At 70.1% G+C, this 24,624-nt stretch carries 24 protein-coding genes; 19 read left to right on the top strand and 5 right to left on the bottom strand.

Annotated elements, in window-relative coordinates; genetic code table 11:
* The first annotated feature begins 18 nt into the window (after window positions 1–18).
* A complete protein-coding gene (locus QWJ38_RS13215) occupies window positions 19–1,236 on the top strand; it encodes a polyhydroxyalkanoate depolymerase (protein ID WP_290359547.1) in 1,218 nt (405 codons plus the stop codon).
* Between the two features lie 47 nt (window positions 1,237–1,283).
* Here the strand turns inward: QWJ38_RS13215 and QWJ38_RS13210 are convergent, their stop codons facing one another.
* Both QWJ38_RS13210 and QWJ38_RS13205 read right to left on the bottom strand, forming a co-directional pair.
* On the bottom strand, window positions 1,284–2,030 hold the full coding sequence (locus tag QWJ38_RS13210) for a hypothetical protein (protein ID WP_290359546.1): 747 nt from the start codon (window positions 2,028–2,030) through the stop codon (window positions 1,284–1,286).
* Window positions 2,031–2,181: 151 nt separating this feature from the next.
* Window positions 2,182–3,567, bottom strand: a complete 1,386-nt coding sequence (locus QWJ38_RS13205) for a class II fumarate hydratase (RefSeq protein ID WP_290359545.1) — start codon at window positions 3,565–3,567, stop codon at window positions 2,182–2,184.
* Window positions 3,568–3,653: 86 nt separating this feature from the next.
* Between QWJ38_RS13205 and QWJ38_RS13200 the strand changes: the two genes are divergently transcribed.
* A complete protein-coding gene (locus QWJ38_RS13200) occupies window positions 3,654–4,307 on the top strand; it encodes a 2-hydroxychromene-2-carboxylate isomerase (RefSeq protein ID WP_290359544.1) in 654 nt (217 codons plus the stop codon).
* Here QWJ38_RS13200 and QWJ38_RS13195 read toward each other — a convergent pair.
* On the bottom strand, window positions 4,304–5,119 hold the full coding sequence (locus QWJ38_RS13195; RefSeq protein ID WP_290359543.1) for an alpha/beta hydrolase: 816 nt from the start codon (window positions 5,117–5,119) through the stop codon (window positions 4,304–4,306). The two genes, QWJ38_RS13200 and QWJ38_RS13195, sit on opposite strands and share 4 nt — an antisense overlap.
* A gap of 167 nt (window positions 5,120–5,286) precedes the next feature.
* Here QWJ38_RS13195 and QWJ38_RS13190 point away from each other — a divergent pair, with 167 nt between their 5' ends.
* The 7 genes from QWJ38_RS13190 (at window position 5,287) to QWJ38_RS13160 (ending at window position 11,344) form a co-directional block, all read left to right on the top strand.
* Window positions 5,287–5,976, top strand: a complete 690-nt coding sequence (locus QWJ38_RS13190) for a response regulator (RefSeq protein ID WP_290359542.1) — start codon at window positions 5,287–5,289, stop codon at window positions 5,974–5,976.
* A 79-nt stretch (window positions 5,977–6,055) separates the two neighbouring features.
* Window positions 6,056–7,396 carry a sensor histidine kinase gene (locus tag QWJ38_RS13185; protein ID WP_290359541.1) on the top strand — a complete coding sequence of 447 codons (1,341 nt, stop codon included), beginning with the start codon at window positions 6,056–6,058 and terminating at the stop codon, window positions 7,394–7,396.
* A gap of 23 nt (window positions 7,397–7,419) precedes the next feature.
* Window positions 7,420–7,902 (top strand): OmpA family protein, encoded by a 483-nt coding sequence (locus QWJ38_RS13180; protein ID WP_290359540.1) that lies wholly within the window; start codon window positions 7,420–7,422, stop codon window positions 7,900–7,902.
* A 53-nt stretch (window positions 7,903–7,955) separates the two neighbouring features.
* Entirely contained in the window at window positions 7,956–8,753 is a 798-nt protein-coding gene (locus QWJ38_RS13175; RefSeq protein WP_290359539.1) for a hypothetical protein, read from the top strand.
* The gene (locus tag QWJ38_RS13170; RefSeq protein WP_290359538.1) at window positions 8,740–9,813 is read left to right on the top strand and encodes a hypothetical protein; all 1,074 of its coding nucleotides are present in this window, start codon (window positions 8,740–8,742) and stop codon (window positions 9,811–9,813) included. The genes QWJ38_RS13175 and QWJ38_RS13170 overlap by 14 nt, the downstream gene beginning before the upstream one ends.
* Entirely contained in the window at window positions 9,780–10,922 is a 1,143-nt protein-coding gene (locus QWJ38_RS13165) for a trypsin-like peptidase domain-containing protein (RefSeq protein ID WP_290359537.1), read from the top strand. The genes QWJ38_RS13170 and QWJ38_RS13165 overlap by 34 nt, the downstream gene beginning before the upstream one ends.
* Window positions 10,922–11,344 carry a hypothetical protein gene (locus QWJ38_RS13160; RefSeq protein WP_290359536.1) on the top strand — a complete coding sequence of 141 codons (423 nt, stop codon included), beginning with the start codon at window positions 10,922–10,924 and terminating at the stop codon, window positions 11,342–11,344. Before QWJ38_RS13165 ends, QWJ38_RS13160 begins: the two co-directional genes overlap by 1 nt.
* A gap of 15 nt (window positions 11,345–11,359) precedes the next feature.
* Here the strand turns inward: QWJ38_RS13160 and QWJ38_RS13155 are convergent, their stop codons facing one another.
* A complete protein-coding gene (locus QWJ38_RS13155; RefSeq protein ID WP_290359535.1) occupies window positions 11,360–14,932 on the bottom strand; it encodes an indolepyruvate ferredoxin oxidoreductase family protein in 3,573 nt (1,190 codons plus the stop codon).
* A gap of 120 nt (window positions 14,933–15,052) precedes the next feature.
* Here QWJ38_RS13155 and QWJ38_RS13150 point away from each other — a divergent pair, with 120 nt between their 5' ends.
* The 10 genes from QWJ38_RS13150 to QWJ38_RS13105 all read left to right on the top strand — a co-directional run bounded on the left by QWJ38_RS13150 (window position 15,053) and on the right by QWJ38_RS13105 (window position 23,593).
* Window positions 15,053–15,523, top strand: coding sequence for an Lrp/AsnC family transcriptional regulator (locus QWJ38_RS13150; RefSeq protein ID WP_290359534.1), 471 nt, complete (start codon window positions 15,053–15,055; stop codon window positions 15,521–15,523).
* Window positions 15,524–15,705: 182 nt separating this feature from the next.
* Window positions 15,706–16,215, top strand: coding sequence for a hypothetical protein (locus tag QWJ38_RS13145; RefSeq protein WP_290359533.1), 510 nt, complete (start codon window positions 15,706–15,708; stop codon window positions 16,213–16,215).
* A gap of 81 nt (window positions 16,216–16,296) precedes the next feature.
* Window positions 16,297–17,439: a cytochrome c oxidase subunit II gene (locus QWJ38_RS13140; RefSeq protein ID WP_290359532.1), complete on the top strand. Its 1,143-nt coding sequence runs from the start codon at window positions 16,297–16,299 to the stop codon at window positions 17,437–17,439.
* A gap of 18 nt (window positions 17,440–17,457) precedes the next feature.
* Entirely contained in the window at window positions 17,458–19,260 is a 1,803-nt protein-coding gene (locus QWJ38_RS13135; protein ID WP_290359531.1) for a cytochrome c oxidase subunit I, read from the top strand.
* Between the two features lie 61 nt (window positions 19,261–19,321).
* Entirely contained in the window at window positions 19,322–19,927 is a 606-nt protein-coding gene (locus tag QWJ38_RS13130; protein WP_290359530.1) for a cytochrome c oxidase subunit 3 family protein, read from the top strand.
* A gap of 24 nt (window positions 19,928–19,951) precedes the next feature.
* Window positions 19,952–20,641 carry a heme-copper oxidase subunit III family protein gene (locus tag QWJ38_RS13125; protein ID WP_290359529.1) on the top strand — a complete coding sequence of 230 codons (690 nt, stop codon included), beginning with the start codon at window positions 19,952–19,954 and terminating at the stop codon, window positions 20,639–20,641.
* Between the two features lie 12 nt (window positions 20,642–20,653).
* Window positions 20,654–20,968, top strand: coding sequence for a cytochrome C oxidase subunit IV family protein (locus tag QWJ38_RS13120; protein ID WP_290359528.1), 315 nt, complete (start codon window positions 20,654–20,656; stop codon window positions 20,966–20,968).
* Between the two features lie 66 nt (window positions 20,969–21,034).
* Window positions 21,035–21,862 carry a class I SAM-dependent methyltransferase gene (locus QWJ38_RS13115; RefSeq protein WP_290359527.1) on the top strand — a complete coding sequence of 276 codons (828 nt, stop codon included), beginning with the start codon at window positions 21,035–21,037 and terminating at the stop codon, window positions 21,860–21,862.
* Between the two features lie 13 nt (window positions 21,863–21,875).
* On the top strand, window positions 21,876–22,739 hold the full coding sequence (locus QWJ38_RS13110; protein ID WP_290359526.1) for a Rossmann-like and DUF2520 domain-containing protein: 864 nt from the start codon (window positions 21,876–21,878) through the stop codon (window positions 22,737–22,739).
* Window positions 22,739–23,593: a substrate-binding periplasmic protein gene (locus QWJ38_RS13105; RefSeq protein WP_290359525.1), complete on the top strand. Its 855-nt coding sequence runs from the start codon at window positions 22,739–22,741 to the stop codon at window positions 23,591–23,593. The genes QWJ38_RS13110 and QWJ38_RS13105 overlap by 1 nt, the downstream gene beginning before the upstream one ends.
* Here QWJ38_RS13105 and QWJ38_RS13100 read toward each other — a convergent pair.
* Entirely contained in the window at window positions 23,582–24,622 is a 1,041-nt protein-coding gene (locus tag QWJ38_RS13100; protein WP_290359524.1) for a patatin-like phospholipase family protein, read from the bottom strand. The two genes, QWJ38_RS13105 and QWJ38_RS13100, sit on opposite strands and share 12 nt — an antisense overlap.
* Window positions 24,623–24,624 lie beyond the last annotated feature (2 nt).

The following is a 24,624-nucleotide window of genomic DNA, read 5'->3' as shown; positions in this document are numbered from 1 at the left end:
GGCCCGGAGGTGTGATCGATGATGTACCAGGCATACCAGGCGCATAGCGACCTGATGTGGCCGCTGCGCGCGGCCGGCCGGCTGGCCGCGCCGCTGCTGTTGCAGCCGCAGCGCCCGGCGCTGGACTGGCCGGCCCGCCGCGAGGCCGCCGCCGCCTGCCGCTTGCTGGAGCTGGGCACGGTCACCCATGCACGGCCGCCCTGGCGCATAACCTCGGTCGAGTCGCGCGGCCGGCGCTGGGCCGTCGTCGAGGAGGTGGCCGCGGCGACGCCCTTCTGCACCCTGCTGCGCTTCGCCAAGCCCGAGGCGCCGGCCCAGCCCAAGTTGCTGGTGGTCGCGCCGATGTCGGGCCATTTCGCCACCCTGCTGCGCGACACGGTGCGCACGCTGGCGCAGGATCACGAGGTCTACGTCACCGACTGGCACAACGTGCGCGACGTGCCGCTGGCGGCCGGCCGCTTCGGCCTGGACGAGTACACCGCGCATCTGATCGACTTCATGGCCGCGATCGGTCCCGGCGCCCATCTGCTGGCGGTCTGCCAGCCCTGCGTGTCCGCGCTGGCCGCGGTGGCGCTGATGTCGGAGGATGACCATCCGGCCACGCCGCTGAGTCTGACCCTGATGGCCGGGCCGATCGACTGCCGCATCAACCCGACCGCCGTCAACGCGCTGGCCACCGGCAAGTCCATCCAGTGGTTCGAGAAGAACCTGATCAGCCATGTGCCCTGGCGCCATCGCGGCGCGGGCCGGCGCGTCTACCCGGGCTTCGTCCAGCTCTCGGCCTTCATCGGCATGAACAAGGAGCGCCACATCAATGCCTTCCGGGAGTACTACCGCCACCTGGTCGAGGACGAGTTCGACAAGGCCGAGGTGACGCGCAGCTTCTACGAGGAGTACATGGCGGTGGCCGACCTGTCGGCCGACTTCTATCTGGAGACGGTGCGCCTGGTGTTCCAGGACTATGCGCTGCCCCGCGGCGAGCTGAGTTTCCGCGGCCGCCGCGTCGATCCGGCCGCGATCCGCCGCACGGCGCTGACCACCGTCGAGGGCGAACGCGACGACATCTGCTCGGTCGGCCAGACCCTGGCCGCCCAGGACCTGGCCAGCAGCATCCGGCCCTGGCTGCGCCGCCACCATGTGCAGCCCAATGTCGGCCACTACGGCGTGTTCAGCGGTCGGCGCTGGCAGCAGCAGATCTACCCGCTGCTGCGCGACATGATCGGGCTGTCCGGCTGAGCCGAGCCGGCCCTCGGTCGGCCGCGCTGGGGCCCGGCGTGGGCCACTCAGAACAAGGTCGTACCGTTCAAGTTGCCGCCGGCGCTGATCGGCATCTGGTAGAGGTTGCCGCCCAGATTGCCCTGCAGGCGCGAGCCGCGCAGCAGGTCGCCGAAGGCGGCGCCATTGCTGTAGAAGCCATGGACCTTGTTGAAGGACATCGTCGAATCGAGCACCGAGACGCCGCCGTAGCCGCAGATGCCGGAGCTCAGGTTCTCGTTGGCGAGCGAGCTCTCGATCGTCGTGTTCTTGGTCGAGATGCCGCACAGGCCGTTGCGCAGGGCACTGATGCGCCGCATCGCCACCGGCTGGTCGTCGCCGCCGGTGTTGCGCATGATGCCGTACTGGCCATTCGATTTGACGGTCAGATCCTCCAGCGTTGCGCTGAACATGCCGATGTAGACCCCTGCGAAGCCGAAGCCCGAGACCGTGCCATTGCGTACCGTCGCATGCATAGCGGTCGCGTTGATGCCTACCGTCGAGCCGCCGGCGCTGCAGGTCTGGCCGCAGCTCACCGGGCCGGTGACCGAGAAACCGTTGAGGTCCAGACTGACGTCGGAGGCCGTGATGACGATGCCGTTGAGCCCGGCGGGCACGACCAGATTGCCGGCCAGTTTGTAGCTACCCGGCTGATTGATCGTGATCGGAAAGCTCGGGCCGGTCTTGCCGCCGCCGCCGATCAGGGTCTGGGCCTGGGCGCCGATCGCGAGGAACAGAGCGGCGAGGGCGGCCGAGCGGATGAGGTGTGAGCGCATGATCGTTTCCTGTGTTGTACGCGTCGCTCGCGGCGACCTGCCGCGACGCCAGGCAGTGTCTGCATGCGCTGTTTCAATCGCGCTGTGGCGCGGCCGGCGGTCGGTCTCAGTTGTTGACCGGCCCGACAACAACTGAAACGGGGCTGCCGGCTCAGAGCCCGCCTTCGGTCAGCCGCTGCGGATCGAGCAGCGTCTCCAGGGTCTTGCGATCGAGCCCGCTGTCCTCCTCGGCGACGTCGATGATGGGCCGGTCTTCGGCATAGGCGCGCTTGGCGATCGCGGCGGCCTTCTGGTAGCCGATCAGCGGATTCAGGGCGGTGACCAGGATGGGGTTGCGGGCCAGCGCCTTCTGCAGTTGCTGCTCCTTGACCTTGAAGCTGGCGATGGCGCGTGTGCCCAGCAGCTCGCTGGTACGAGCCAGCAGATGCAGGCTGTCGAGCAGGTCGTGGGCGACCAGGGGCAGCATCACGTTCAGCTCGAAATTGCCGCTCTGGCCGGCGATGGTGATGGCCGCGTCGTGGCCGATCACCTGGGCCGCCGCCATCGCGACCGCCTCCGGGATCACCGGGTTGACCTTGCCGGGCATGATGGAGGAGCCCGGCTGCAGCGCCTCCAGTTCGATCTCGGCCAGGCCGGCCAGCGGGCCGGAGTTCATCCAGCGCAGATCGTTGGCGATCTTCAAGAGGCTCACCGCCAGGCCCTTCAGCGCGCCCGACAGCGCAACGGCCGCATCCTGCGAGCCCATCGCAGCAAAGAAGTCGGGCGCCGGCTTGAACCGCAGGCCGCTCAGCGCCGACAGTTCGGCGCAGAAGCGCGCGGCGAAGTCCGGGTGGGCATTGACGCCGGTGCCGACCGCCGTGCCGCCCTGGGCCAGGGCCTGGATGCGCGGCTGCAGGCTTTCCAGCTGCAGCAGCTGGGCGCCGATCTGCGCGGCCCAGCCGTCCAGCACCTGGGAGAGGCGCACCGGCATCGCGTCCATCAGATGGGTGCGGCCGGTCTTGATGTGATGGCCGTCGCTGCGGCTCTTCGCCCGCAGCTCGTGCAGCAGCACGCGCAGCGCCGGCAGCAGTTCCTCCTGCAGGGCCAGCGCGGCGGCGATGTGCAGCGCCGACGGGATCGCGTCATTGCTGCTCTGGCCGGCATTGACCTCGTCGTTGGCGCTGACCGCGCGGCCCAGGCGCCGGCCGGCCAGGGTCGCCAGCACCTCGTTGGCGTTCATATTGCTGCTGGTGCCCGAGCCGGTCTGGAACACATCGACCGGGAAGTGCCGCATCAGCTCGGGCGAGGCGCGCAGCTCGCTCGCGACCTCCTCGATCGCGACGCCGGTCTCGGCCGGCAGCTGGTTCAGCGCCACATTGGCGCGCGCCGCGGCCGCCTTGACCAGCAGCAGGGCCTCGACGAAGCGCCTGGGCATCGGCCCGCCGATGCCCTCGAAGTTCTGCAGCGCGCGCTGCGTCTGCGCGCCATACAGCGCCTCGGCCGGCACCGCCAGCTCGCCCATGCTGTCGCGCTCGATGCGGGTTGCCTTGTCCGTCATTGCCGTCTCCGAAGCTTGGCTGCGCCCAGCATAGCCCCGCGCAAATCCCGGTGCAGGCGGCGCGCAATTGCACTACCGTAGGGCCCATGCTAGAGACCGCCTTTCCCGATCGCGCCGGCGCGCTGCCGCGTGCGCCGATCCAGTTCTATTTCGATTTCTCCTCGCCCTATTCCTATATCGCCTCGGAATGGGTGGAGGCGGTGGCCGCCCGCCATGGCCGGCGCGTGCAATGGCACGCGATCCTGCTCGGCGCGGCCTTCCAGGCGGCCGAGCTCAAGCCGCCGGTGGCCTATCCGATCAAGCGCGAATACGTCTTGCGCGACTTCGAGCGCTCGGCCCGTTTTGCCGGCTTGCCCTACCGCCAGCCGGACGAATTCCCGATCCCGACGCAGAACGCCGCGCGCGTGTTCTGGTGGCTGCAGGCGCAGGATCCGGCGCGGGCCGTCGCCTGGGCCCGCGCCGGCCTGCGTGCCTATTTCACCCGCGGCGTTCCGCTCAACGATGCGGCGCAGCTGAAGCAGCTGGCGCTGGAGAGCGGCCTCGATGCCGAAGCCGCCGAGGCGGCCTGGAACGATCCGCAGTGGAAGGCGCGGCTGAAGGCCGCCAACGACGCCGCGATCGCCGCCGGCGTGTTCGGCGCGCCCTTCTTCATCGTCGACGGCGAGCCCTTCTGGGGCAATGACCGTCAGCAGCAGATCGAGCGCTGGCTGGGCTCCGGTCCATTCAAGGGCATGGTCTAGGCCGCCAGCCGCTGCGGCCGCAGCTCGTCCAGAAAGCCCAGCGCCGCGTCGGCGACCGCGCCGCGCTCCTGGTCCAGGCTCAGCAGCGAATAGCTGCGGTCGAACCATTGCGTGCGGCTGTTCGGCAGCGCGCGGCGCAGCTCGATGACCGAGCGCGGCCCGGCCAGCTCGTCGGCGCGCGCGTGCAGGATCAGCGCTGGCGCCTCGACATCGCGCAGATGCGGGCGCAGATAGCGCTGCAGCCGCGCGCGTTCGTGCAGCGCGGCCAGCGGCGTGCGCGCGGCGCCGGCCGGCGAGACGGTGGTGGCGCGCAGCGCCTGCGCGACCCACGCGCGCAGCTGCTCGTTCTTCAGCCCGAATGGCGCGCGTTCGCGCCAGGCCAGGCGCTGGCGCAGCGCCGCCGGCACGGCGCCCAGCGGCAGCAGGCGCTGCCAGGCCGGCACCGCCCAGCCGTCGCTGTGCAGACAGGTCGACAGCAGCAGCAGGGCGCCCGGCCGCCGCTGCAGGCCCAGGCCCAGGGCCAGCAGGGCGCCGCTGCCGAGACCGCCGACGATGGGCGGCGCCGTCGGCCGCTCGCCGGCCAGCGCGTCGTAATGCGCGCGCGCCTGCTCCAGCCATTGCTCGAAGGGCGGCACCGGCGCGGGTGCCCGACCGGCCGTCTCGACCGGCACGCCGTAGCCGGGCAGATCGGGCGCCTCCACCCGGTGGCCGGCCTCGCGCAGCCGGCGCGCCAGCGGCGCCAGCTCCAGTGGATTGCCGCACAGGCCGTGCAGCAGCAGCACGGTGGCTGAAGGGGCCGGGGCGAAGTCCATCCGCGCAGGCTAGGGGGTGGGCTTGTCGGCAGCTTGTCCTCAAGCTTGCAGAAAGCCGTCGAGACGCGAATGGCGGAGCCACGAGACGGGTTTTGGGCGGACTGCGATACAGGCCGGCAACAAAGCGGCGTTAAGCTGGGCGGCTATTCAACCAACCGAAGCCCGCCGTGCGCATCCTGCTCGTCGAAGACGATGAACTCCTGGCCGAATCGACCGCCCGCGCGCTGCGCTCGCAGGGCTGGGTCGTCGATTGCAGCGCGCGCGGCGAGCCGGTGCCGCTGTCGCTGCGCGAGGATCGCTACGACCTGCTGATCCTGGACATCGGCCTGTCGGGCATCGACGGCTTCGAGACCCTGCGCCGGGTGCGCGCTCAGGGCAGCCAGATCCCGGTGCTGCTGCTGACCGCGCGCGACGCGGTCGAGGACCGGGTGCGCGGTCTCGAGGGTGGCGCCGACGACTATCTGGTCAAGCCCTTCGCGCTGGCCGAGTTGATCGCCCGCGCCCGTGCGCTGGTGCGGCGCAGCCAGGCGCGGCTGGGCAACGAGCTGCGGCTGGCCGGCCTGCGCATGGACCTGGAGGCGCGCCGCGCCTGGCTCGGCGAGGAGCCGCTGGCGCTGTCGGCGCGCGAGTGGGAGGTGCTCAGCTTCATGATGTCGCGCGTCGGCAAGGTCGTCGCCAAGGAGCTGATCGCCTCGGCCAGCAATGGCTGGGACCAGAGCACGACCGACAACGCGATCGAGGTCTGCATCTCGCGCCTGCGCGGCAAGCTCGAGCCGGCCGGCATCCAGGTGCGCACCGTGCGCGGCTTCGGCTATCTCCTCGAAGAGTCCCCCTTGGTCGGGAGGCCGTCTGCCTGAGCGGCGCATTGGCTGGCGCGCGCCGCTGAGCCTCAAGCAGCGCCTGTTCTGGTGGCTGATCCTGCCGCTGCTGATTGCCGTGCCGGCCGGCAGCTTCGCGCTGTACCGGCTGATGCACGACACCGCCGTCAGCTGGCTGGACCTGGGCCTGGGCGACACGGCGTTGGCGATCAGCAATTTCATCCGCACGCATGACGGCGAGCTGCTGGTCGAGGTCTCGGGCCAGACCGACCGCGCGCTGCGCTTCGACCGCGTCGACCATATCTACTACCTGGTGCTGGCGCCGGAGGGCCAGGCCTTGCTGGGTGACCGGCAACTGGCCGGGCCGCAGATCGAGCTGGGCGCCGGCGATTGGAACTTCCGCGACATCGAGCTTGGCGGCGAGACGCTGCGCCTGGTCTCGCTGGGCGTGGCCTGCGGCGTGGTCGGCAATGTCTGCCAGGTGCGCGTCGCCGAGACCACCGGCAAGCGGGTGGCGCTGCGCCGCGAGCTGATGCTGGCCGTGCTGGTGACCATGCTGGTGCTGTCGGCCGGCCTGGTGCTGGCCGGCCGGCTGGCGATCCAGCAGGGCCTGCGGCCGCTGGGCGAGCTCAGCGCCGAGGTCGAGCAACGCGATCTGGACCGGCTGGAGCCGCTGTCGCAGCCGGTGCCGGCCGAGGTCGGTCCGCTGATCGCCGCGCTGAACCGCCTGTTCGAGCGCCTGCGCCTGGCCGCCTCGGGGCAGCAGGAATTCCTGTCCAATGCCGCGCATCAGCTGCGCACGCCGCTGACCTCGCTGCGCACCGAGATCGACCTGGCCCTGCTGGAGCCGCATGACGCGGCCGTCGAGCCGCTGCTCAAGCGCCTGCAGACCAGCGTCGACCGCAGCGCGCGCCTGGCCCAACAGATGCTGTCGATGGCGCGCGCCGACGCGGCCCTGCCGCAGGATCCGCAGCGCGAGCTGGACCTGCGCGATATCGCCGCCGAGGCCGCCGAGGACTGGGTGCCGCGCGCGGTCGCGGCCGGCCAGGACCTGGGCTTCGAGCTGCAGCCGGCGCCGGTGCTGGGCCAGGGCTTTCTCTTGCGCGAGCTGCTGGCGAACCTGATCCACAACAGCCTCAGCTATGCCGGCGAGGGCGCGCGCGTGACCGTGCGCACCGGCCAGCGCGAGGGCCGGGCGCTGCTGGAGGTGGAGGATACCGGTCCCGGCATCCCGGCCGCGCTGCACCATCAGATGCTGCGGCGCTTCCAGCGCGGGCCGGCGGCCAGCGGCAATGGCAGCGGCCTGGGCCTGGCGATCGCGCACGACATCGCCGCCCGCCATGGCGGCAGCTTGAGCCTGCATGCCGGCGCGCAGGGCCAGGGCCTGCGCGTCCAGCTGCTGCTACCGCTGCTCACGCCGCCGGCGGCCTCCGTACAATCCGGCGAGTCCGCGGCCTGAGCGGACGCCGCGAGGAGTCCGCGATGGCGACGAACCCGAACGCGTATCTCGACGAGGACGAAGGCGTCGCCTTGCGCCTGGTCGGCATCCTGGTCGTGCTGGTGCTGTGCCTGGCGATCGGCATCGGCGTCTACAAGAGCCGGCCGGCCAAGCCGCCGGCCCTGGCCGGGGCGGACGAGGTTGCCGCCATCGTGGTCGAGAACGGCGTCGTCAAGTTCTTCTTCGCCACCGCCAGCGCCGAATTGGCCGAGGGCGCCGATGCCGCGCTGAGCGCCCTGATGCAGTCGCTGGCCGAGGGCCGCAGCGTCGTCATCAGCGGCTATCACGACGCCAGCGGCGACGCGGCGCTGAACGCCGATCTGGCGCGCCGCCGCGCCGAGGCGGTGCGCGACGCACTCCTGCGCCTGGGCGTGGCCGAGGCGGCGCTGGCGCTGCAGAAGCCGGCGCTGAGCACCGGCAGCGGCACGCCGCGCGAGGCGCGCCGGGTCGAGGTGCTGATCCGCTAGCGCCCGCCGGGCCGGCTCGGCCGGGGCGCGGCCCGCTCACTAGAATCGTCGCTGTGCGGATCGCCCGCGATCCGGGGAGCGCCGAGATGCTGCTGCCGTCCACCGGTCTGCTGCTCCGCCGCGGCCTTGCCGCCGCGGCCGGCCTGTGTCTGCTGACGGCCGCGCAGGCGCAGGCCCCGGCCTGCGCGCGGCTGCAGCCTGCCCAGGGGCGCCAGCCGGCCTATGCGCCGGCCAGCGATCCGCCGCGCTGCGAGGGCTTCTTCGAGCGCAATGTGTCCCAGCCCTTTCTGGAGCTGGTCTCGCTGACGCGTGCGCCCCCGGGCAGCCTGGCGGCCGACGCCCAGGGCCGCCTGGCCTTGCGCGGGCTGGCCGGGCTGGACCTCCAGCTGACCATCCAGCCGCTGCGCTCGACGCCGCTCTACCGCGTCGATGCGGCGCTGCCGCGCGGCGCGACCCTGCACTGGAACGCCGGCCCCATGCTGGCGTCGACCCGCCTGAGCCTGCGCGATCTCGGCCTGCTGGCGCGCGCCGAGCCGGCCGGTGAAGTGCCGGCGCTGGCGCCGGTGGGGGCAAGCGAGGGCGAGGCCGAGCAGACCGCCTATGCGGTGCTGCGGCCCTCGGTCGCGATCTCGGCCATCGCCTGGCGCGCCTATCGCCTCGGCCAGGCGCCCGGTGCCTGGCAGGAGCTCGCGGGCCCGCCGCTGTTCGCCTGGGAACGCATCGCGCTGCCGATGCCGCGCCCGGCGGACGGACGGGGGCAGCGCATCGACGTGCGCGCGCTCGATGCCCAGGGGCAGCCCCTGCCGCTGCTGCAGTTCATCGTGCTGGGGCCGCAGGATGACAAGCCCTGAGCAAGCGGCCGGCTTGTCCGCGCAGGCGCAGGCGCTGCGCGAGCAGCTGCGCCAGGGCCTGATCGATGGGGCGCCACTGGCCGAGCTGCAGGCCTTGCGGACGCGGCTGCAGCTGATCGAGGAGGCGCTGGCGAGCGCGCGGCGGCCGAGCTGGCGGCGGCAATTGCTGGCGCTGGCCATCGTGGCGGCCCTGGTCTCGCTGGTGGCGCTGTGGCCGATGCCGCGCGTGCAGTTCGCGCTCGAGGCGGAAGCCGGCGCGGCCCAGCTGCGGCTGGAGGAGGCCGGCCAGCTGGGCGCCCAGGCGCTGGCCGGCGATCTGCGGGCCGAGGGCTATGGCCGGCTCGAGTCGGCCGACGCTGGGCTGATGCAGCGTGCGCGCGAGGAGGGGCTCAGCCCGCTGCTGCTGCGCGCCGAGCGGCTGAAGCTGCGCAGCCTCGAGCTGGGCCAGGGCGCGCGGCTGGACATCGAGGCCGGCAGCGCCGGCGCCCGGCTGGCAATCGAGGGTGCCGCGCATGCGGTCGCGTTCGAGTTCGGCGGCGCGGTCGCCAGCAGCCTCGGCGGTGCGGCGCGCACGACGGCGCAGGTGCCGATGGCCGAATGGCTGCGCCTGAGCGCCGAGGGCGGGGCGACCGAGCTGTGGCTGCCGCGCGCGGCCGGGCAGATCTGGCCATGGCGCGGGCTGCGGCCATCGGCGCTGCGCTTCGTCGAGCGTGCGCCGGGCGCCGGCGGCAAGGTCGAGCTGCTGTCCGCGCTGCGCGCCGCGACGCTGCGGCTGCCGGCGGTCGAGCGCGAGCTGCAGCTGGGCGCCGGCAGCACGCTGGAACTCGATGGCTTGCGCGTCGAGCAATGCGAGCTGCAGCTCGGCGACAGCCTGCGGCTGAAGCTGAGCGGCTCGGCCGGCGCGATCCGCTCGGCGACCGGCGGCTTCGCCCGCTCGCTATCGCCGAGCCTGCTCGAATACCTGGCGCACAACCACAGCCTCGGCCTGCTGTGGAGCGCCGCCGGTCTGTTGTGGGGCATCAGCACATGGTTGCGCAAGCAGTTCGCTGCGCAGGCCTGAGCCTGGCGCTGTCCGTCTGCGCCGCGGCCGCGCTGGCGCAGGAGGCGAGCTTCCTCGACGGCCCGGGGCTGGCGCGCCGGCTCAGCCACAACCTGGTGCTGCTGGCCGCCGACGATATCGGCGAGCATGGTTTCGGTCTGGTCGTCGGCGCCGATGCCAGCACCTTGTGGGTGCTCACCGCGCGCCATGTCGTGGTCCGGCTCGGCATGCGCGGCAGCGGCGAGCCGGAGCGGATGAGCCAGCGCATCCGCGCGCGGCTGTGCGCCGACGAGCAGCGCCGCGAGCTGCCGGCCAGCCCCTGGCCCGGCTGGGAGGGCAGCGCCCAGGACGTGCAGCTGCTGACGCTGCCGCGGCCGGCCGGCTACGAGGCGCTAACCCGGGCCTTGGCGCCCGGCGTTGCCGTCGAAGAGGCGGTGTGGCTGCTGGGCAGCAATGACGAATGCGCGCCGGTGCCCGCGCCGGGCCGGGTGCGCGCGGGCGCCGACGCCGCCGGCAATCTGCGCATCGACTTCGCCGCCGTGCAAGGCGGCAGCTCGGGCGCACCGGTGCTGAGCGGGCGCGGCGTGATCGGCCTGATGAAATCGGCCGAGGACCTGACGACGACGGTGCACGACATCGCCGATCTGCAGCGCCGGGTGCGGGCCCTGGGCGAGGTGCCCTGGCGGCTGGAGGAGGCGCGCAACTGGCCGCCCGGCGATCCGCGCGCGGCCGAGATCGATCTGGCCGAGACGCTCAACCAGTACCTGCTGGCGCTGCGCAATGTCCACATGCTGCTGCAGCAGGAGCAGGTGGCGCGGCCGACGCTGGACGATTTCGTCAAGGCCTACAACGCCGCGGTGAGCCGCTTCCTGCTGGTGCGCGAGAAGCACGACGGCAGCCTGGCGCAGGACTGGCCACCCGAGCTGCTGCCGGCCTGGCGGACGCTGCGCGAGCAGCTCTGGGCGATTCACCTGAATTTCTGGCGCAGCAATGCGGACATGGCCGAGATCTACCGCCGCCAGCAGGGCAATGCCGCGCTGCGCGCGCAGATGCAGGCGCTGGAGCCCGATCTGCAGCGCCTGGAGCGGAACATGGCGCAGTTCCTGCGCCAGTTGACGAAGGAGAAGTGATGATGAGCAAGACGAGGACATCCGCGGCGGCCCTGCTGGCCGCGCTGACCCTGGGCGCCTGTGGCGGCGGCACCGAGGTGCTGGTCGTGCCGCTGTTCGTGTTCGGCTTCGAGGGCAGCGCCGGCGGCAGCACCGTCCAGGCCTTTCTGCTGCCCGATCAGCCGACGACGGCCAGCGGCACGCTGGACACGGCCAACTTCAATGTCGATGGGGTGCAGAAGCAGTTCGGCGGGACCTGGTCCGGCTGCAGCCTCAGCCTGACGCTGAAGCCCGGCCAGAGCGAGCCGGCCGCGCCGCTGGCCTCCAGCTACGAGGGGCGGCTGCAGGGCACGGACACATTGCTGCTGACGCCGCCGGCCGCCTCGGGGCGGCCGACCCTGACGCTGAAGCGCAATGGCACGGTGAATTCCTTCGGCTGCTGAGGAAGGCGCTGCCGATCAGAGTTCGCTGACGCTCTTGACCCGCTGCGGCGCGGCGACGATCTGCACCGGCGCCTCCGCCGCGCGGCCGTGGAAACGGTCGAGCAGCTCCTTCTGCTGCGCGCGCACCGTCGCCACATTGGCCAGCTTGACATGGCCGTAGCCGCGGATGCCCTCGGGCAGGCGCAGCAGCTTGGCGGCGATGTCGATCTTTTCGGCCGTCAGCTTGGACAGGACCTCGTCGACCAGCCGTTCGTAGTCGGCGATCAGCTGACGCTCCATGCGGCGCTCCTCGGTCTTGCCGAAGACGTCCAGCGCCGTGCCGCGCAGGCCCTTGAAGCGGGCCATCAGCTTCAAGGCCTTGAAGGTCCAGGAACCGAGCTCCAGCTTCCTGGCGCGGCCGTCCGGGCCGGGCTTGGCCAGCAGCGGCGGCGCCATATGGAAGGACAGCGAGTCCCAGCCCTCGAACTGGGCGCGCAAGTTCTTCTCGAATGTCCCATCGGTATAGAGCCGCGCGACCTCCCATTCGTCCTTGATCGCCAGCAGCTTGGCGTAGTAGCGCGCGACGGCCTTGGTCAGGCGCTCGCTCCGGCCCGCTTCGCCCAGCTGCGCCTCGGCCTTGCGCACGCGTTCGACCAGAGCGCGGTAGCGCTGGGCATAGGCGGCATCCTGGTAGGCCGTCAGGTGCGCGACGCGGCGCGCGATCAGGCCGTCCTCGCCATCGAGGCGCTCGAAGTTCAGCCATTGCACGACCGGCGCCTGCACGCCGGCCAGGCGCTTGATCGCCTCCGGCGCGGCGATGGCCAGGCGGCCCAGCGCGAAGGCGGTTTTGTTGCCCTCGACGGCGACGCCGTTCAGCTCGATCGCGCGCATCATCGCCGCCTCGCTGATCGGGATCAGGCCGCGCTGCCAGCAGGCGCCCAGCATGACGATGTTCGACGGCATCGTGTCGCCCATCAGCTGCTGCGCGATCGCCTGCGCGTCGATCGTCGACAGCAGCTCGCGGTTTTCGCCGACCGCATGCCGCATCTTGGCCAGCAGCGAGTCGCCCTGCAGGCTGGCGTCTGGGTTGCGCACGAAGGCCGCCGTCGGCAGCTCGTGCGTGTTGGCCAGGATCACCGTGCGGCCCGGCTTGACCGTGCCCAGCGCGTCCGGCGAGGCGCCGACGACCATGTCGCAGGCCAGCAGCACATCGGCCTGCTGGGTGTCGATGCGCACCTGGTTCAGGAGGTCCTGCGTCGGCGCCAGGCGCACGAAGGACAGCACCGAGCCGCCCTTCTGCGCGAAGCCCATGAAGTCCAGCACCGAGGCCTGCTTGCCCTCCAGATGGGCGGCCATCGACACCAGCGCGCCGACGGTGACGACACCGGTGCCACCGACGCCGGTGACCAGCAGGTCGAAGGGGCCGGTCCATGACCAGGGCGCCGGCTGCGGGATCGCGGCGATCTCGCGGGCCAGGTCTTGCGCCGTGTAGCCGGCGCCGACCTTCTTCTTCAGCTGCGCGCCATGGACCGAGACGAAGCTGGGGCAGAAGCCGTTGACGCAGCTGAAATCCTTGTTGCAGCTGCTCTGCTCGATCGCGCGCTTGCGGCCGAAATCGGTCTCGACCGGCACGACGGACAGGCAGTTCGAGGCCTGGCCGCAGTCGCCGCAGCCCTCGCAGACCTGCTCGTTGATGAAGATGCGCTTAGGCGGATCGGGGAACTCACCCTTCTTGCGCCGGCGACGCTTCTCGGCGGCGCAGGTCTGGTCGTAGATCAGCACGGTGACGCCCTCTATTTCTCGGAGCTCGCGCTGCACCTTGTCCAGCTCCGAGCGGTCGTGGAAGCTGGTGCCGGGCGGGAACAGCTTCTCGTGACCCTGGTACTTGCCGATCTCGTCGGAGACCACGACCAGGCGCTTGACGCCCTCGGCCTCGACCTGACGCGCGATCTGCGGCACGCTGGTCTGGCCGTCGACCGGCTGGCCGCCGGTCATGGCGACCGCGTCGTTGTAGAGGATCTTGTAGGTGATGTTGGTCTTGGCGGCGATCGCCTGGCGGATGGCCAGATAGCCGCTGTGGTAGTAGGTGCCGTCGCCGAGGTTCTGGAACACATGCTTCTCGCTCGTGAAGCGCGAGGCGGCCGCCCAGTCGACGCCCTCGGCGCCCATCTGGATCAGGCCCGAGGTGCCGCGTTCCATCCAGCTCGCCATGAAGTGGCAGCCGATGCCGGCCAGCGCGCGCGAGCCCTCGGGCAATTTGGTCGAGGTGTTATGCGGGCAGCCGGAGCAGAAGTAGGGCTGGCGGCGCACGCCGTCGGCGGCATTGGAGAGCAGGCAGGGCGTCAGGAAGTCGACGACCAGGTGGCGGCGGTCCAGTGCCGGGTTCAGCCGTGCCAGCCAGTCGGCGACCGTGGACATGATGCGCGAGGGGCGCAGCTCGCCGAGGCTGCTCAGCACCGGCGCCCCATGCTCGTCGGTCTTGCCGACCACGCGCGGGCGCTGCGCATCGGGCAGGTGGTAGAGCAGCTCCTTGATCTGGCGCTCGACCACCGGCGCCTTCTCCTCGATCACCAGCATGTCCGTCAGGCCCTGGGCGAACTCGGCCATGCGCGTGGTCTCCAGCGGATAGACCAGGCCGACCTTGTAGACCCGCACGCCGGCCGCGGCCAGCGCGTTCGGGTCGAGGTCCAGCCGGCGCAGCACTTCCATGAAGTCGTAATGCGCCTTGCCCACCGTCACGATGCCCAAGGTCGCGCTGGGGCTGGCGACGATGTGCTTGTCGATCGAGTTGAGCTTCGTGAACGCGCGCACCGCGTTCAGCTTGTGCTCCAGTCGCGATTCGAGCTCCAGCGAGGGCAGGTCGACTTGGCGGATGTGCAGATCGGTCGGCGGGACATGGTCGACCGGCAGTTCGAAGTCCAGCGGCACGCTGTCCAGGTCCACCGTCATGCCCGATTCGACGACCTCGGAGATCGCCTTGAAGCCGACCCAGGCGCCCGAGAAGCGGCTCAGCGCCCAGCCGTAGAGGCCGAACTCCAGGTACTCGGCCACATTGCCCGGGTGGACGATGGGCATGCTCCAGGCCTGCAGCGCCAGGTCGCTCTGGTGCGGCGTGCTGGACGACACGCAGCCATGGTCGTCGCCGCAGACGACCAGCACGCCACCCTGCTTGGACGTGCCGTAGACATTGCCATGCTTGAGCGCATCGCCGGAGCGGTCGACGCCGGGGCCCTTGCCGTACCACATCGCGAACACGCCGTCGGCCGTGCGCTTCGGATCGAGCGCCACGCGCTGCACGCCCAGGCAGGCGGTGGCGGCCAGGTCCTCGTTGATCGCGGGCAGGAAGTTGATCTTGGCGGCGTCGAGGAACTTCTTCGCCTTCCACAGCTGCTGGTCGACCATGCCCAGCGGCGAACCGCGGTAGCCGGAGACGAAGCCGGCCGTGTTCAGGCCGGCGCGCTCGTCCTGCGCCTTCTGCGCCAAGAGCAGGCGCACCAGGGCCTGGGTGCCGGTCAGGAAGACGACGCCCGAGCTGGCGGCGAGGTTGTCGGAAAGCTTGTAGTCGCGCAGGGCGGGCTGCTGCTGGGGCTTCGATTCGGGGCTGGACATGGCGACTCCTGGCTCTGCAATGGCTGGCGGAAGATTCTTGGCCACTAAGCCAAGTGTTTGTTTCCCGGTTCGCTCCCGTCAACCGGTATCATGAGTTGAAAATTCCGGAAATGCATTGAAATGGAAAATGATCGTTTCGATCGAGCGACCCGTCTGATTCTGGAGGCGCTCCAGGCCGACGGACGCCAGAGCACGCAGCAGCTGGCCGAGAAGGCCGGGCTGTCGGCGACGCCGGTCTGGCGCCGCGTCAAGGAGCTGGAGGAAAGCGGCGTGATCCGTCGGCACGTCGCCCTGGTCGACCGCGAGAAGCTGGGCCTGAACATCTGCGTGCTGGCCAATGTCTCGCTGGTGCGGCACAGCGAGGGCGCGGTCGAGCAGTTCGAGCGCCTGGTCCAGGTCAGCCGCGAGATCATCGAATGCCAGGCGATCACCGGCGAGGCCGACTACGTGATCAAGGTCGTCGTCGCCGACATGAAGGCCTACGACCAGTTCCTGCAGCAGCAGATCTTCAAAGTGCCAGGTGTTGCCAGCGTGCGCAGCAATGTGGTGCTGCGCGAGGTCAAGTACGAGACGGCGCTGCCGGTGCCCTGATCGCACAAGGGTTGGCGACTGCCTGCAACCCCGCTTGCGACCAAAACCATGCCGGGTTATAAACAAAGCAATCCGGCCCGGCGCCTTCGCAGACCCAGCCCGTCAACAGCGGCGAAAGTCGATCTGCGCTAGCAACACCAGACCATCAGCATTTGTTTCTGTTACGCCTTTTGGAGGTGTCCATGGAACTTCAAGTGCAATCGCATCGATGGCATAGTCGCGCGCCCGATTGGTCCGCAGCCATCGTCGCCGGCCTCGTTGCCGGCGCCGTCGCAATGGTGATGGACCTGTTGTGGACGACCTTGATGCTGGGCGGCAATCCCTGGCATACCTCGCATCTGGTCGCCGCGATGCTGATGGGCCCCGACCTGTTGAACGGACCGACCCACGCCTTCAGTCTCGGCGTGGTCACCGTCGCGTTGCTGATCCATTACGGCCTCGGCGTGCTGTTCGGCTGCGCAATCGCCTATGTGGTGACCGGCTTCCATTACGAGGGCGATCTGCCGGTGCTGGAGATCGTCGGCGGGCTCGCCGGCATGGCGCTGTACTTCATCAACTTCTATGTGCTGGTCAACCTGTTCCCCTGGGTGGCCGAGCTCAGAAGCGGTGCCTACTTCTTCGAGCATTTCGTCTTCGGCGTGACCGCGGCGATGGTCTATTGGAAGCTGGCGCGCCGCAGCGCCACGGCCTGAGGCCCCGCAAGCCCGAGAGTCGAACAGGCGCGGCCGCCTGCGGCCCGCGCCTGCGGCGCGAAAACAAAGGGAGGAGTCCACATGGTCATTGCCGTCGTGCTGATCGTGATCGTCCTGGCATCGTTGGTCTTCCACTTCGTGAACCCCTGGCATCCGCTGGCGCTGGCGTCGAACTGGGACCAGATGGACAACACGCTGACGATCACCTTCGTCATCACCGGGATTTTCTTCGTCGTCCTCAATCTGCTGCTGGTCTACATCCTCGTGCGCTTTCGGCGCCGGGCGGGGCAGACGGCGGCGCATGAACCGGCCGCCTACCAGCCGGTCAATCACAAGCTCGAGCGTTGGCTGACGGCGATCACCACCGTCGGCATCGTCGCGCTGCTGGCACCGGGCCTGCTGGTCTATGCCGACTATGTGCGGCCGCCGCCCGAGGCGCTGGAGATCGAGGTGCTGGGCACGCAGTGGCAATGGCGCTTTCGCTTTCCCGGCGCCGACGGCAAGCTGGGCCGCACCGACGCGCGCTTCGTCAAGGGCGGCAATCCCTTCGGCATCGATCCCGGCGATCTGCAGGGCCAGGACGACACCGTCGTCGACGGCAGCGAGGTCCATCTGCCGGTCGGCAAGCCGGTGCGCATGGTGCTGCGCTCGCTGGACGTGCTGCACGACTTCTATGTGCCGCCCTTTCGAGCGCGCATGAATATGGTGCCGGGCCTGGTCACGACCTACTGGTTCACGCCGACCAAGACCGGCCGCTACGAATCGATGTGCGCGCAGCTGTGCGGCGTCGGCCACGCCAATATGCGCGGCCTGGTCGTCGTTGACAGCCCGGCCGACTACCAGGCCTGGCTGGACGGCAAGCCGAGCTTTGCCAAGGCCAATCTGCCGCCGCCCGAGCCGGCCGCCGGCGCGGGCGCCGAGGCCACGGCAACGCCGGCGGCGCTGGGCATGGCGCTTGCCAAGTCCAAGGCCTGCGTCGCCTGCCATTCGATCGACGGCAGCGCCGGCGTCGGCCCCACCTGGAAGGGCCTGTACGGCAAGACCGAGGCCTTTGCCGACGGCAGCAAGCTCAAGGTCGACGAGGCGGTGCTGAGGCAGGAGATCCGCGAGCCGACCTCGCGCGTCGTCCAGGGCTTCCCGCCCATCATGCCGAAGACGGAGCTCAGCGATGCCGAGGTCGATGCGCTGATCGCCTATATCCGCGCCCAGGGCACGGCGCCCTAAACAGCCAGGACCGAACCGATGAGCGAACACGATCATTCGCATGGCGACGAGGCTCACGACGAGGAGCACGCCGAGCCGAGCAGCTTCTGGACCAAGTACGTCTGGAGCCAGGACCACAAGGTGATCGCCGTCCAGTACGGCGGTGTCGCCATCCTGGTCGGCCTGGTCGGCGTGCTGCTGTCCAATCTGATGCGGCTGCAGCTGGGCTTCCCCGGCCAATTCGAGTTCATCAACGCCGAGCGCTATTACCAGTTCGTCACCATGCACGGCATGATCATGGTGATCTACCTGCTGACCGCACTGTTCCTGGGCGGCTTCGGCAACTATCTGATCCCGCTGATGGTCGGCGCGCGGGACATGGTCTTCCCCTATCTGAACATGCTCAGCTTCTGGGTCTATCTGCTGAGCGTGATCGTCTTGATGATCAGCTTCTTCGTGCCCGGCGGCCCGACCGGCGCCGGCTGGACGCTCTATCCGCCGCAGGCCATCCTGCCCGGCACGCCGGGGCATGATTGGGGCATCATCCTGATGCTGGTCTCGCTATTGATCTTCATCGTCGCGGCGACCATGGGCGGCCTCAACTACGTGACGACGGTGCTGCAGGCGCGCACCCGCGGCATGACGATGCTGCGCATGCCGCTGACCGTCTGGGGCATCTTCACCGCGACCATCCTGGCGCTGCTGGCCTTCCCGGCGCTCTTCGTCAGCGGCGTGATGATGCTGCTGGACAAGACCATAGGCACCAGCTTCTTCATGCCGGCCCTGGTCTCGCTGGGCCAGGTCGCGCAGTACAAGGGCGGCACGCCGCTCTTGTTCCAGCACCTGTTCTGGTTCTTCGGCCACCCCGAGGTCTATATCGTCGCCTTGCCGGCCTTCGGCATCGTCTCCGACCTGATCAGCGTGCATGCGCGCAAATGCATCTTCGGCTACCGGACCATGGTGTGGGCGATCCTGGCGATCGCGGTGCTCAGCTTCGTCGTCTGGGCCCACCATATGTTCGTCAGCGGCATGAATCCGTACTTCGGTTTCTTCTTCGCGACCAGCACGCTGATCATCGCCGTGCCGACGGCGATCAAGGTCTACAACTGGCTGATCACCTTGTGGCGCGGCGATATACACATGACCGTGCCGATGCTGTTCGCCCTGGCCTTCATCTCGACCTTCATCGTCGGCGGGCTGACCGGCCTCTTCCTCGGCAATGTCTCGGTCGACATCCCGCTGTCGGGCAGCTATTTCGTCGTCGCCCACTTCCATATGGTGATGGGCGTGGCGCCGCTCTTGGTCGTGTTCGGCGCGATCTACCACTGGTTCCCCAAGATCACCGGCCGCATGCTGGACGACCGGCTCGGCCTCCTGCATTTCTGGGGCACCTTCCTCGGCACCTACGCGATCTTCTTCCCCATGCATTACCTGGGTCTGCTGGGCATGCCGCGGCGCTACTACAACTTCGACAACTACCAGTTCATCCCGCAATCGGCGCATCAGCTGAACGCCGTCATCAGCGTGATCGCTATGGTCGTCGCGGCAATTCAGCTGGTCTTCGTCTTCAACATCGTCTGGAGCGCCTTCAAGGGCCGCAAGGCCTCGCCCAATCCCTGGCGCGCCGCCTCGCTGGAATGGCACACGCCGGACACGCCGCCGCGCCATGGCAACTGGGGGCCGCGCCTGCCGGTCGTGCACCGCTGGGCCTACGCCTATAGCGTTCCCGGCGCCCGCGAGGACTTCATCGCCCAGGACGCGCCGCCCGGCGACGGCGGGCTGGAGCTCGACGAGTCGGCGCATGGCCGGCCGGCCGCGGCCGGCCGCGGAGCGGCGGCATGAGGGCCCGCCCGGCCGCTCCGAAGGGGGCTCGCAGCGCAGTGCGCAGCACGGAGCTTGGCCAATGAGCGCGGCCGGCAGCTTCGCCGCGCCGGGTGGCTTCGAGCGCATCGACCGTGCCGCCGCGGCCGGCACCGCGCTGTGGATCTTCATCGCCGTCGTCAGCAGCCTGTTCGGCCTGTTCTTCGCCGCCTATGTGATGCGCCTCTCGGAGGCCGAGGGCTATCCGCTGGCGCTGCCCTGGCAGTTCTGGCTCAGCACGGCCCTGCTGCTGGCCGGCAGCCTCGCATTGGAGGCCGCCGCGGCCGCCGCGCGCGCGGGCCGCGATGCGGGCCTGGCCTGGCGGCTCGGCGGCGCCTGCGCGCTGGCCTTCGTCGCGGTGCAGCTGTGGGCCTGGTCGGCGCTCGGGGCGGCCCGGGTGCTGCCGCAGGGCAACCCGGCGGCCGGCTTCCTCTATGTGCTGACGGCCCTGCACGGCCTGCATGTGCTGGGCGGTGTCCTCGCCTGGGGGCGTCTCGCGCGGCGCGGCGCCGGCAGCGTTCCGACCGCCTGGCGCATCGCGCTGTGCGCGCGCTACTGGCATTTCCTGCTGCTGCTGTGGTTCGCGCTGTTCGCCACGCTCGGCTTGTTGACGCCCGATGTCGCCCGCGCCATCTGCGGCCGCGGCTGAACCAGAGCAAGGAGAGCCCTCGCCATGAGCCATCCAAGCAGCAACACCGACTCGCTGGCCCTGCCGCCGGGCGGCGTGCGCGGCATGGTCGCCGATCTGGCGGCCGACCGCGAAGCCTTCAAGGTGCCCTGGGGCAAGGCGATGATGTGGATCTTCCTGCTCAGCGACACCTTTGTGTTCAGCTGCTTCCTGACCGGCTATATGACGGTGCGCAGCTCGACGACGGTGCCCTGGCCGAACCCCAGCGAGGTCTTCGCCCTGCATGTGGGCGGTGCCAATGTGCCGCTGCTGCTGATCGCGATCATGACCTTTGTGCTGATCACCAGCAGCGGCACGATGGCGATGGCGGTCAACTGCGCCTACAGCCGCGACCGCAGGAACGCCGCGCGCCTGATGCTGGTGACGGCCCTGTTCGGCGCGATGTTCGTCGGCATGCAGGCCTTCGAGTGGACCAAGCTGATCGTCGACGAGGGCGTGCGGCCCTGGGGCAATCCGATGGGCGCGGCGCAGTTCGGCGCCACCTTCTTCATGATCACCGGCTTCCACGGCCTGCATGTGTCGCTGGGCGTCATCTACCTGCTGGTCGTCGCGTTGAAGGTGCGGCGCGGCGACTACGAGAAGAAGGGCTACGAGATCGTCGAGATCGCCGGCCTGTACTGGCACTTCGTCGACCTGGTCTGGGTCTTCATCTTCGCCTTCTTCTATCTCTGGTAAGGGGGAACGGCCATGAGTTCAGATACCGGACAGAAACACCCGATAGGGCTGTACCTGAAGATCTGGCTGCTGCTGTTCGTGCTCAGCACCCTGTCCTATATGGTCGACTACTTCCACTTCCAGGGCCTGCTGCGCTGGACCTTGATCCTGCTCTTCATGGCGCTGAAGGCCGGCCTCATCATCGCCGTCTTCATGCACATGGCCTGGGAGCGCATGGCGCTGATCTGCGCGATCCTGATCCCGCCGCTGTGCATCCTGGTGCTGATCGGCCTGATGTACGCGGAGGCGCATTACACCTTCCTCAGCCGGCTGCTGCATTTCAGCTGAATGTCTTACGGCAGGGGCCGGGCGTTCGAGCCATACTGCCGCCTTCCCATCACGGAAGGTGAGCCGATGAAGACGACGAAGAACTGGATTCCTGCGCTGCTGGCCGCTGGCGCGCTGCTGTTTTCGCTGGCGCCGGCGCGGGCCGACGAGGCACTGAAGGCGGCGATCGCCGGGCCGCAGCGCATGGTCGGCAATGTCGCCCGCGACCCGGCCCGTCATCCTTACGAGACGCTGAGCTTCTTCGGCATCAAGCCGACGCAGACGGTTGTCGAGCTGACGCCCGGCGCCGGTGGCTGGTACACCGAGATCCTTGCGCCCTATCTGCGCGAGCGCGGCACGCTGATCCTCGGCGGCGACGACCCGGCCTCCGCCTCGGCCTACAACCAGCGCAGCGCGGCGCGGCTGAAGGCCAAGCTCGACGCGCAGCCGGGCGTCTATGACAAGGTAAAACTGAACGTCTTCGACGCCGAGACCGGCAAGCTGCAGTACGCGGCGCCGGCCAGCGTCGATCTGGTGCTGACCTTCCGCAATGTCCACAACTGGGTCCAGCAGGGCGAGGCGAAGACCCTGGCCGTGTTCAAGAGCGCCTACGAGGTGCTCAAGCCCGGCGGCGTGCTGGGCGTGGTCGACCATCGCCGGCCGGTCTCGCAGCCGCAGGACGAGAAGGCCAAGAGCGGCTATCTGCACCAGGCCTATGTGATCGCGATGGCCGAGCGCGCCGGCTTCAAGCTGGCGGCGACGAGCGAGATCAATGCCAACCCCAGGGACACGGCCGACCACGAGGGCGGCGTGTGGTCGCTGCCGCCCACCTATGGCCTGAAGGACAAGGACCGCACCCGCTACGAGGCGATCGGCGAGAGCGACCGCATGACGCTGAAGTTCGTCAAGCCCTGATGAGCGCTTCTCCATGGCCGCGATGACGATCGCCATCATCGGCGCCGGCCGCCTGGGCCGCACGCTGGCCGCGGCGCTGGCCGCGCGCGGCGAGGCGGTCGTCGCGCTGGGCGGGCGCCGGCCGCCGCTGGAGGCGGCCGCCGGTATCGCCGGCTGCCGTGCGCTCGAAGCGGCCGAGGCGGCCGCCGCGGCCGAGCTGGTCTTCCTGACCGTGCCCGACGATGCGATCGCATCGCTGGCCGCCGCGCTGCCCTGGCGCGCCGGCCAGGCGGTCGTCCATTGCAGCGGCGCCACCGAGCTGACGGCCTTGCGGTCCGCCGCCGATGCCGGCGCGCAGATCGGCGGCTTCCATCCGCTGCAGATCTTTTCCGACCCGGTGCGTGCCGCCGCGCTGCTGGCCGGCAGCAGCGTCGCGATCGAGGCCCAGCACCCGCCGTTGCGGGCCGAGCTGCAGCGCCTGGCCGCTGTGCTGAGCATGCGCGCGCTGAGCCTGCGCCCCGGCACGCGCGCCGCCTATCACGGCGCGGCCAGCTTCGCCGCCAGCTTTCTGCTGTCGATGCTGGACGAGGCGCTGCAGGTCTGGGAGGCGATCGGCCTGCCGCCGGAGCAGGCGCTGCCCGCGCTGCTGCCGCTGGCCCGCGGCACCTTGCAGGCGGCCGAGAGCCGCGGCCTGGCCGGCGCGCTGGCCGGGCCGATCTCGCGCGGCGATGCGCGTGTCGTCGACGCGCATCTGCGCGCCTTCGATGCGCTGGGCGGTGCGCATGGCCGCTTCTACCGCGAGCTGGCGCGCCGCCAGTTGCCGCTGGCGCGCGCCAGCGGCCGCCTCGACGAGGCGACGCTGCAGCGGCTCGCCGCCCTGCTGGACGAGGCGGCGTGATGAGGCGGGCGGCGCTGCGCCTGGCCGCCTGCGCGAGTTTGGGGCTGGCGCTGTGCCGGCCTGCGGCTGTCTCGGCGGCCGCGGCGGAGGGCGGGACGGCTGCGCCACCGATCGCGCTGCGCCTGTGCACCGCCGACCAGCCCTTCTATCCCTTCACCCTGCCCGACGGGCGCGGCCGCCATCAGCATCTCTTGCGCCTGGCCGCCGGCCAGCTGCGCCTACAGCTGATCAACTACACGGCGCCGCGGCCGCGCTGCCTGCAGGACCTGCGCAGCGGCCATGCCGATGCGGCGGTCGGCCTCTATGCCGAGGACCGGCTGTCCTATGCCGCCTATCCGCTCGATGCCGGCGGCCGCGTCGATCCGCAGCGCGGCCTCGGCCCGATCCGCTTCATGGTCTACCGCCGTCGCGGCAGCGCGGTCGGCTGGGACGGCCAGCGCTTCGACAAGCTGGGCGGCGGCAGCGTCGGCGTGCAGGCGGGCTATGTCTACGGCCCGCGGCTGGCGGCGCTGGGCGTGCCGATCGACGACCGCGGCGTCGGCGCCGAGCAGCTGATGCTCAAGCTCGAGCGTGGCCGCAACGAGGCGGTGATCATGCAGGAGGAGGAGGGCCAGCGCCTGCTCGATCAGCGCTTCGCCGCCAGCCTCGAGCAGCTGGAACCGCCCTTTGACGTCGAGATGCTGTACCTGCTGGTCGCGCGCTCGTTCCAGGCCGCCCATCCGCAGCTGGTCGAGCGCTACTGGCGCGCGATTGCCGCGGCGCGGCAGTCGCCGGCCTACCAGCAGTACCGGCCGGCGCCGCCGCTGCTGCCCGCGGCGGCGGGCCCGGCGGCCTCCACCGCCTCAGGCAAATAGCGCCTCGAGATCGACGGTCGAGCGCCGGCCGACGGCGGCGAAGTGCACATCCAGCCAGGCGCGGCCGCGCGCGCGGCCCTGCAGCATCAGGTGCTCGAAGAACTTCAGATTGACGGCCAGCTTGGTCTGCGCGCTGAAGTCGCCCAGCACATCGGCCGCCTCGATCAGATGGAAGCGGCTGTGCCGGACGCGGTGCTCGAAACGGCCCAGCAGCGGCAGGCCCAGCCAGCCGCGGCGCTGCACCAGCTGGCGGCGCAGCTGGGCGAACATGCGCATCTCGCGCAGGAAGCCGGCGCTGAAGGCGATCTCCATCACGCGCGCCTGGATGTCCTGCGCGCTGCTGAGCCGGCCGCGGTGGCGCAGCGGGCTCAGCAACACCAGCAGAAGATCGCGCGAGCGGCACTCGTAGAACAGCGGGAAGACTGCGGGGTTGGCGGTGTAGCCGCCGTCCCAGTAGGGCTCGCCGTCGATCTCGACCGCGCGCTGGATGCTGGGCAGGCAGGCCGAGGCGAGCAGGGCCTCGCAGCTGAGCTCTTCGGTGCGGAAGATGCGCAGCTTGCCGCTATTGGCCCGCGTGGCGGCGATGAAGAGCTTGAGCGGGCTGGCGCGGCGCAGGCGGGCGAAGTCGACCTGGGCCTCGATGATGTCGCGCAAGGGGTTCAGGTCGAAGGGGTTGATCTGCTGCGGCGACAGGTAATGCGTCCAATGCAGCAGCAGTTGCACCATCGGCGCCAGGCCGACGCTCTGGCCATCGGCCGAGCTGCGCGTCATCGCCTCCGGCACCGCCGCGGCAACCGCGGTCCAGAAGCGCCGCAGCGCCGCGCGCGCACCGTCGGCGCCGCCGTCCATCAGGCCCTGGGCCAGCAGCACCGCATTCATCGCGCCGGCGCTGGTGCCGCTGACGCCCTCGAAGTCGAGCCGGCCGTCCTCCAGCAGCGCGTCCAGCACGCCCCAGGTGAAGGCGCCATGGGCGCCGCCGCCCTGCAGGGCCAGATTGAGTCGATGCTTGGGACCGGCAAAGATGGGCATGA

The organism is Roseateles violae (genome assembly GCF_030410485.1).
In the GTDB taxonomy this organism is placed as follows: domain Bacteria; phylum Pseudomonadota; class Gammaproteobacteria; order Burkholderiales; family Burkholderiaceae_C; genus Roseateles_D; species Roseateles_D violae.
The sequence above is the reverse complement of the archived record's forward strand: the minus strand, read 5'-3'. Positions and strand labels throughout refer to the sequence as shown.

Coding starts and splice junctions, on each gene's coding strand:
- QWJ38_RS13195 (WP_290359543.1), bottom strand. CDS start 5,119: ATGGACTTCGCCCCGGCCCCTTCAGCCACCGTGCTGCTGCTGCACGGC.
- QWJ38_RS13105 (WP_290359525.1), top strand. CDS start 22,739: ATGAGGCGGGCGGCGCTGCGCCTGGCCGCCTGCGCGAGTTTGGGGCTG.
- QWJ38_RS13210 (WP_290359546.1), bottom strand. CDS start 2,030: ATGCGCTCACACCTCATCCGCTCGGCCGCCCTCGCCGCTCTGTTCCTC.
- QWJ38_RS13135 (WP_290359531.1), top strand. CDS start 17,458: ATGAGCGAACACGATCATTCGCATGGCGACGAGGCTCACGACGAGGAG.
- QWJ38_RS13130 (WP_290359530.1), top strand. CDS start 19,322: ATGAGCGCGGCCGGCAGCTTCGCCGCGCCGGGTGGCTTCGAGCGCATC.
- QWJ38_RS13140 (WP_290359532.1), top strand. CDS start 16,297: ATGGTCATTGCCGTCGTGCTGATCGTGATCGTCCTGGCATCGTTGGTC.
- QWJ38_RS13215 (WP_290359547.1), top strand. CDS start 19: ATGATGTACCAGGCATACCAGGCGCATAGCGACCTGATGTGGCCGCTG.
- QWJ38_RS13120 (WP_290359528.1), top strand. CDS start 20,654: ATGAGTTCAGATACCGGACAGAAACACCCGATAGGGCTGTACCTGAAG.
- QWJ38_RS13115 (WP_290359527.1), top strand. CDS start 21,035: ATGAAGACGACGAAGAACTGGATTCCTGCGCTGCTGGCCGCTGGCGCG.
- QWJ38_RS13150 (WP_290359534.1), top strand. CDS start 15,053: ATGGAAAATGATCGTTTCGATCGAGCGACCCGTCTGATTCTGGAGGCG.
- QWJ38_RS13205 (WP_290359545.1), bottom strand. CDS start 3,567: ATGACGGACAAGGCAACCCGCATCGAGCGCGACAGCATGGGCGAGCTG.
- QWJ38_RS13100 (WP_290359524.1), bottom strand. CDS start 24,622: ATGCCCATCTTTGCCGGTCCCAAGCATCGACTCAATCTGGCCCTGCAG.
- QWJ38_RS13165 (WP_290359537.1), top strand. CDS start 9,780: ATGGTTGCGCAAGCAGTTCGCTGCGCAGGCCTGAGCCTGGCGCTGTCC.
- QWJ38_RS13155 (WP_290359535.1), bottom strand. CDS start 14,932: ATGTCCAGCCCCGAATCGAAGCCCCAGCAGCAGCCCGCCCTGCGCGAC.
- QWJ38_RS13145 (WP_290359533.1), top strand. CDS start 15,706: ATGGAACTTCAAGTGCAATCGCATCGATGGCATAGTCGCGCGCCCGAT.
- QWJ38_RS13110 (WP_290359526.1), top strand. CDS start 21,876: ATGGCCGCGATGACGATCGCCATCATCGGCGCCGGCCGCCTGGGCCGC.
- QWJ38_RS13160 (WP_290359536.1), top strand. CDS start 10,922: ATGATGAGCAAGACGAGGACATCCGCGGCGGCCCTGCTGGCCGCGCTG.
- QWJ38_RS13125 (WP_290359529.1), top strand. CDS start 19,952: ATGAGCCATCCAAGCAGCAACACCGACTCGCTGGCCCTGCCGCCGGGC.
- QWJ38_RS13170 (WP_290359538.1), top strand. CDS start 8,740: ATGACAAGCCCTGAGCAAGCGGCCGGCTTGTCCGCGCAGGCGCAGGCG.
- QWJ38_RS13180 (WP_290359540.1), top strand. CDS start 7,420: ATGGCGACGAACCCGAACGCGTATCTCGACGAGGACGAAGGCGTCGCC.
- QWJ38_RS13200 (WP_290359544.1), top strand. CDS start 3,654: ATGCTAGAGACCGCCTTTCCCGATCGCGCCGGCGCGCTGCCGCGTGCG.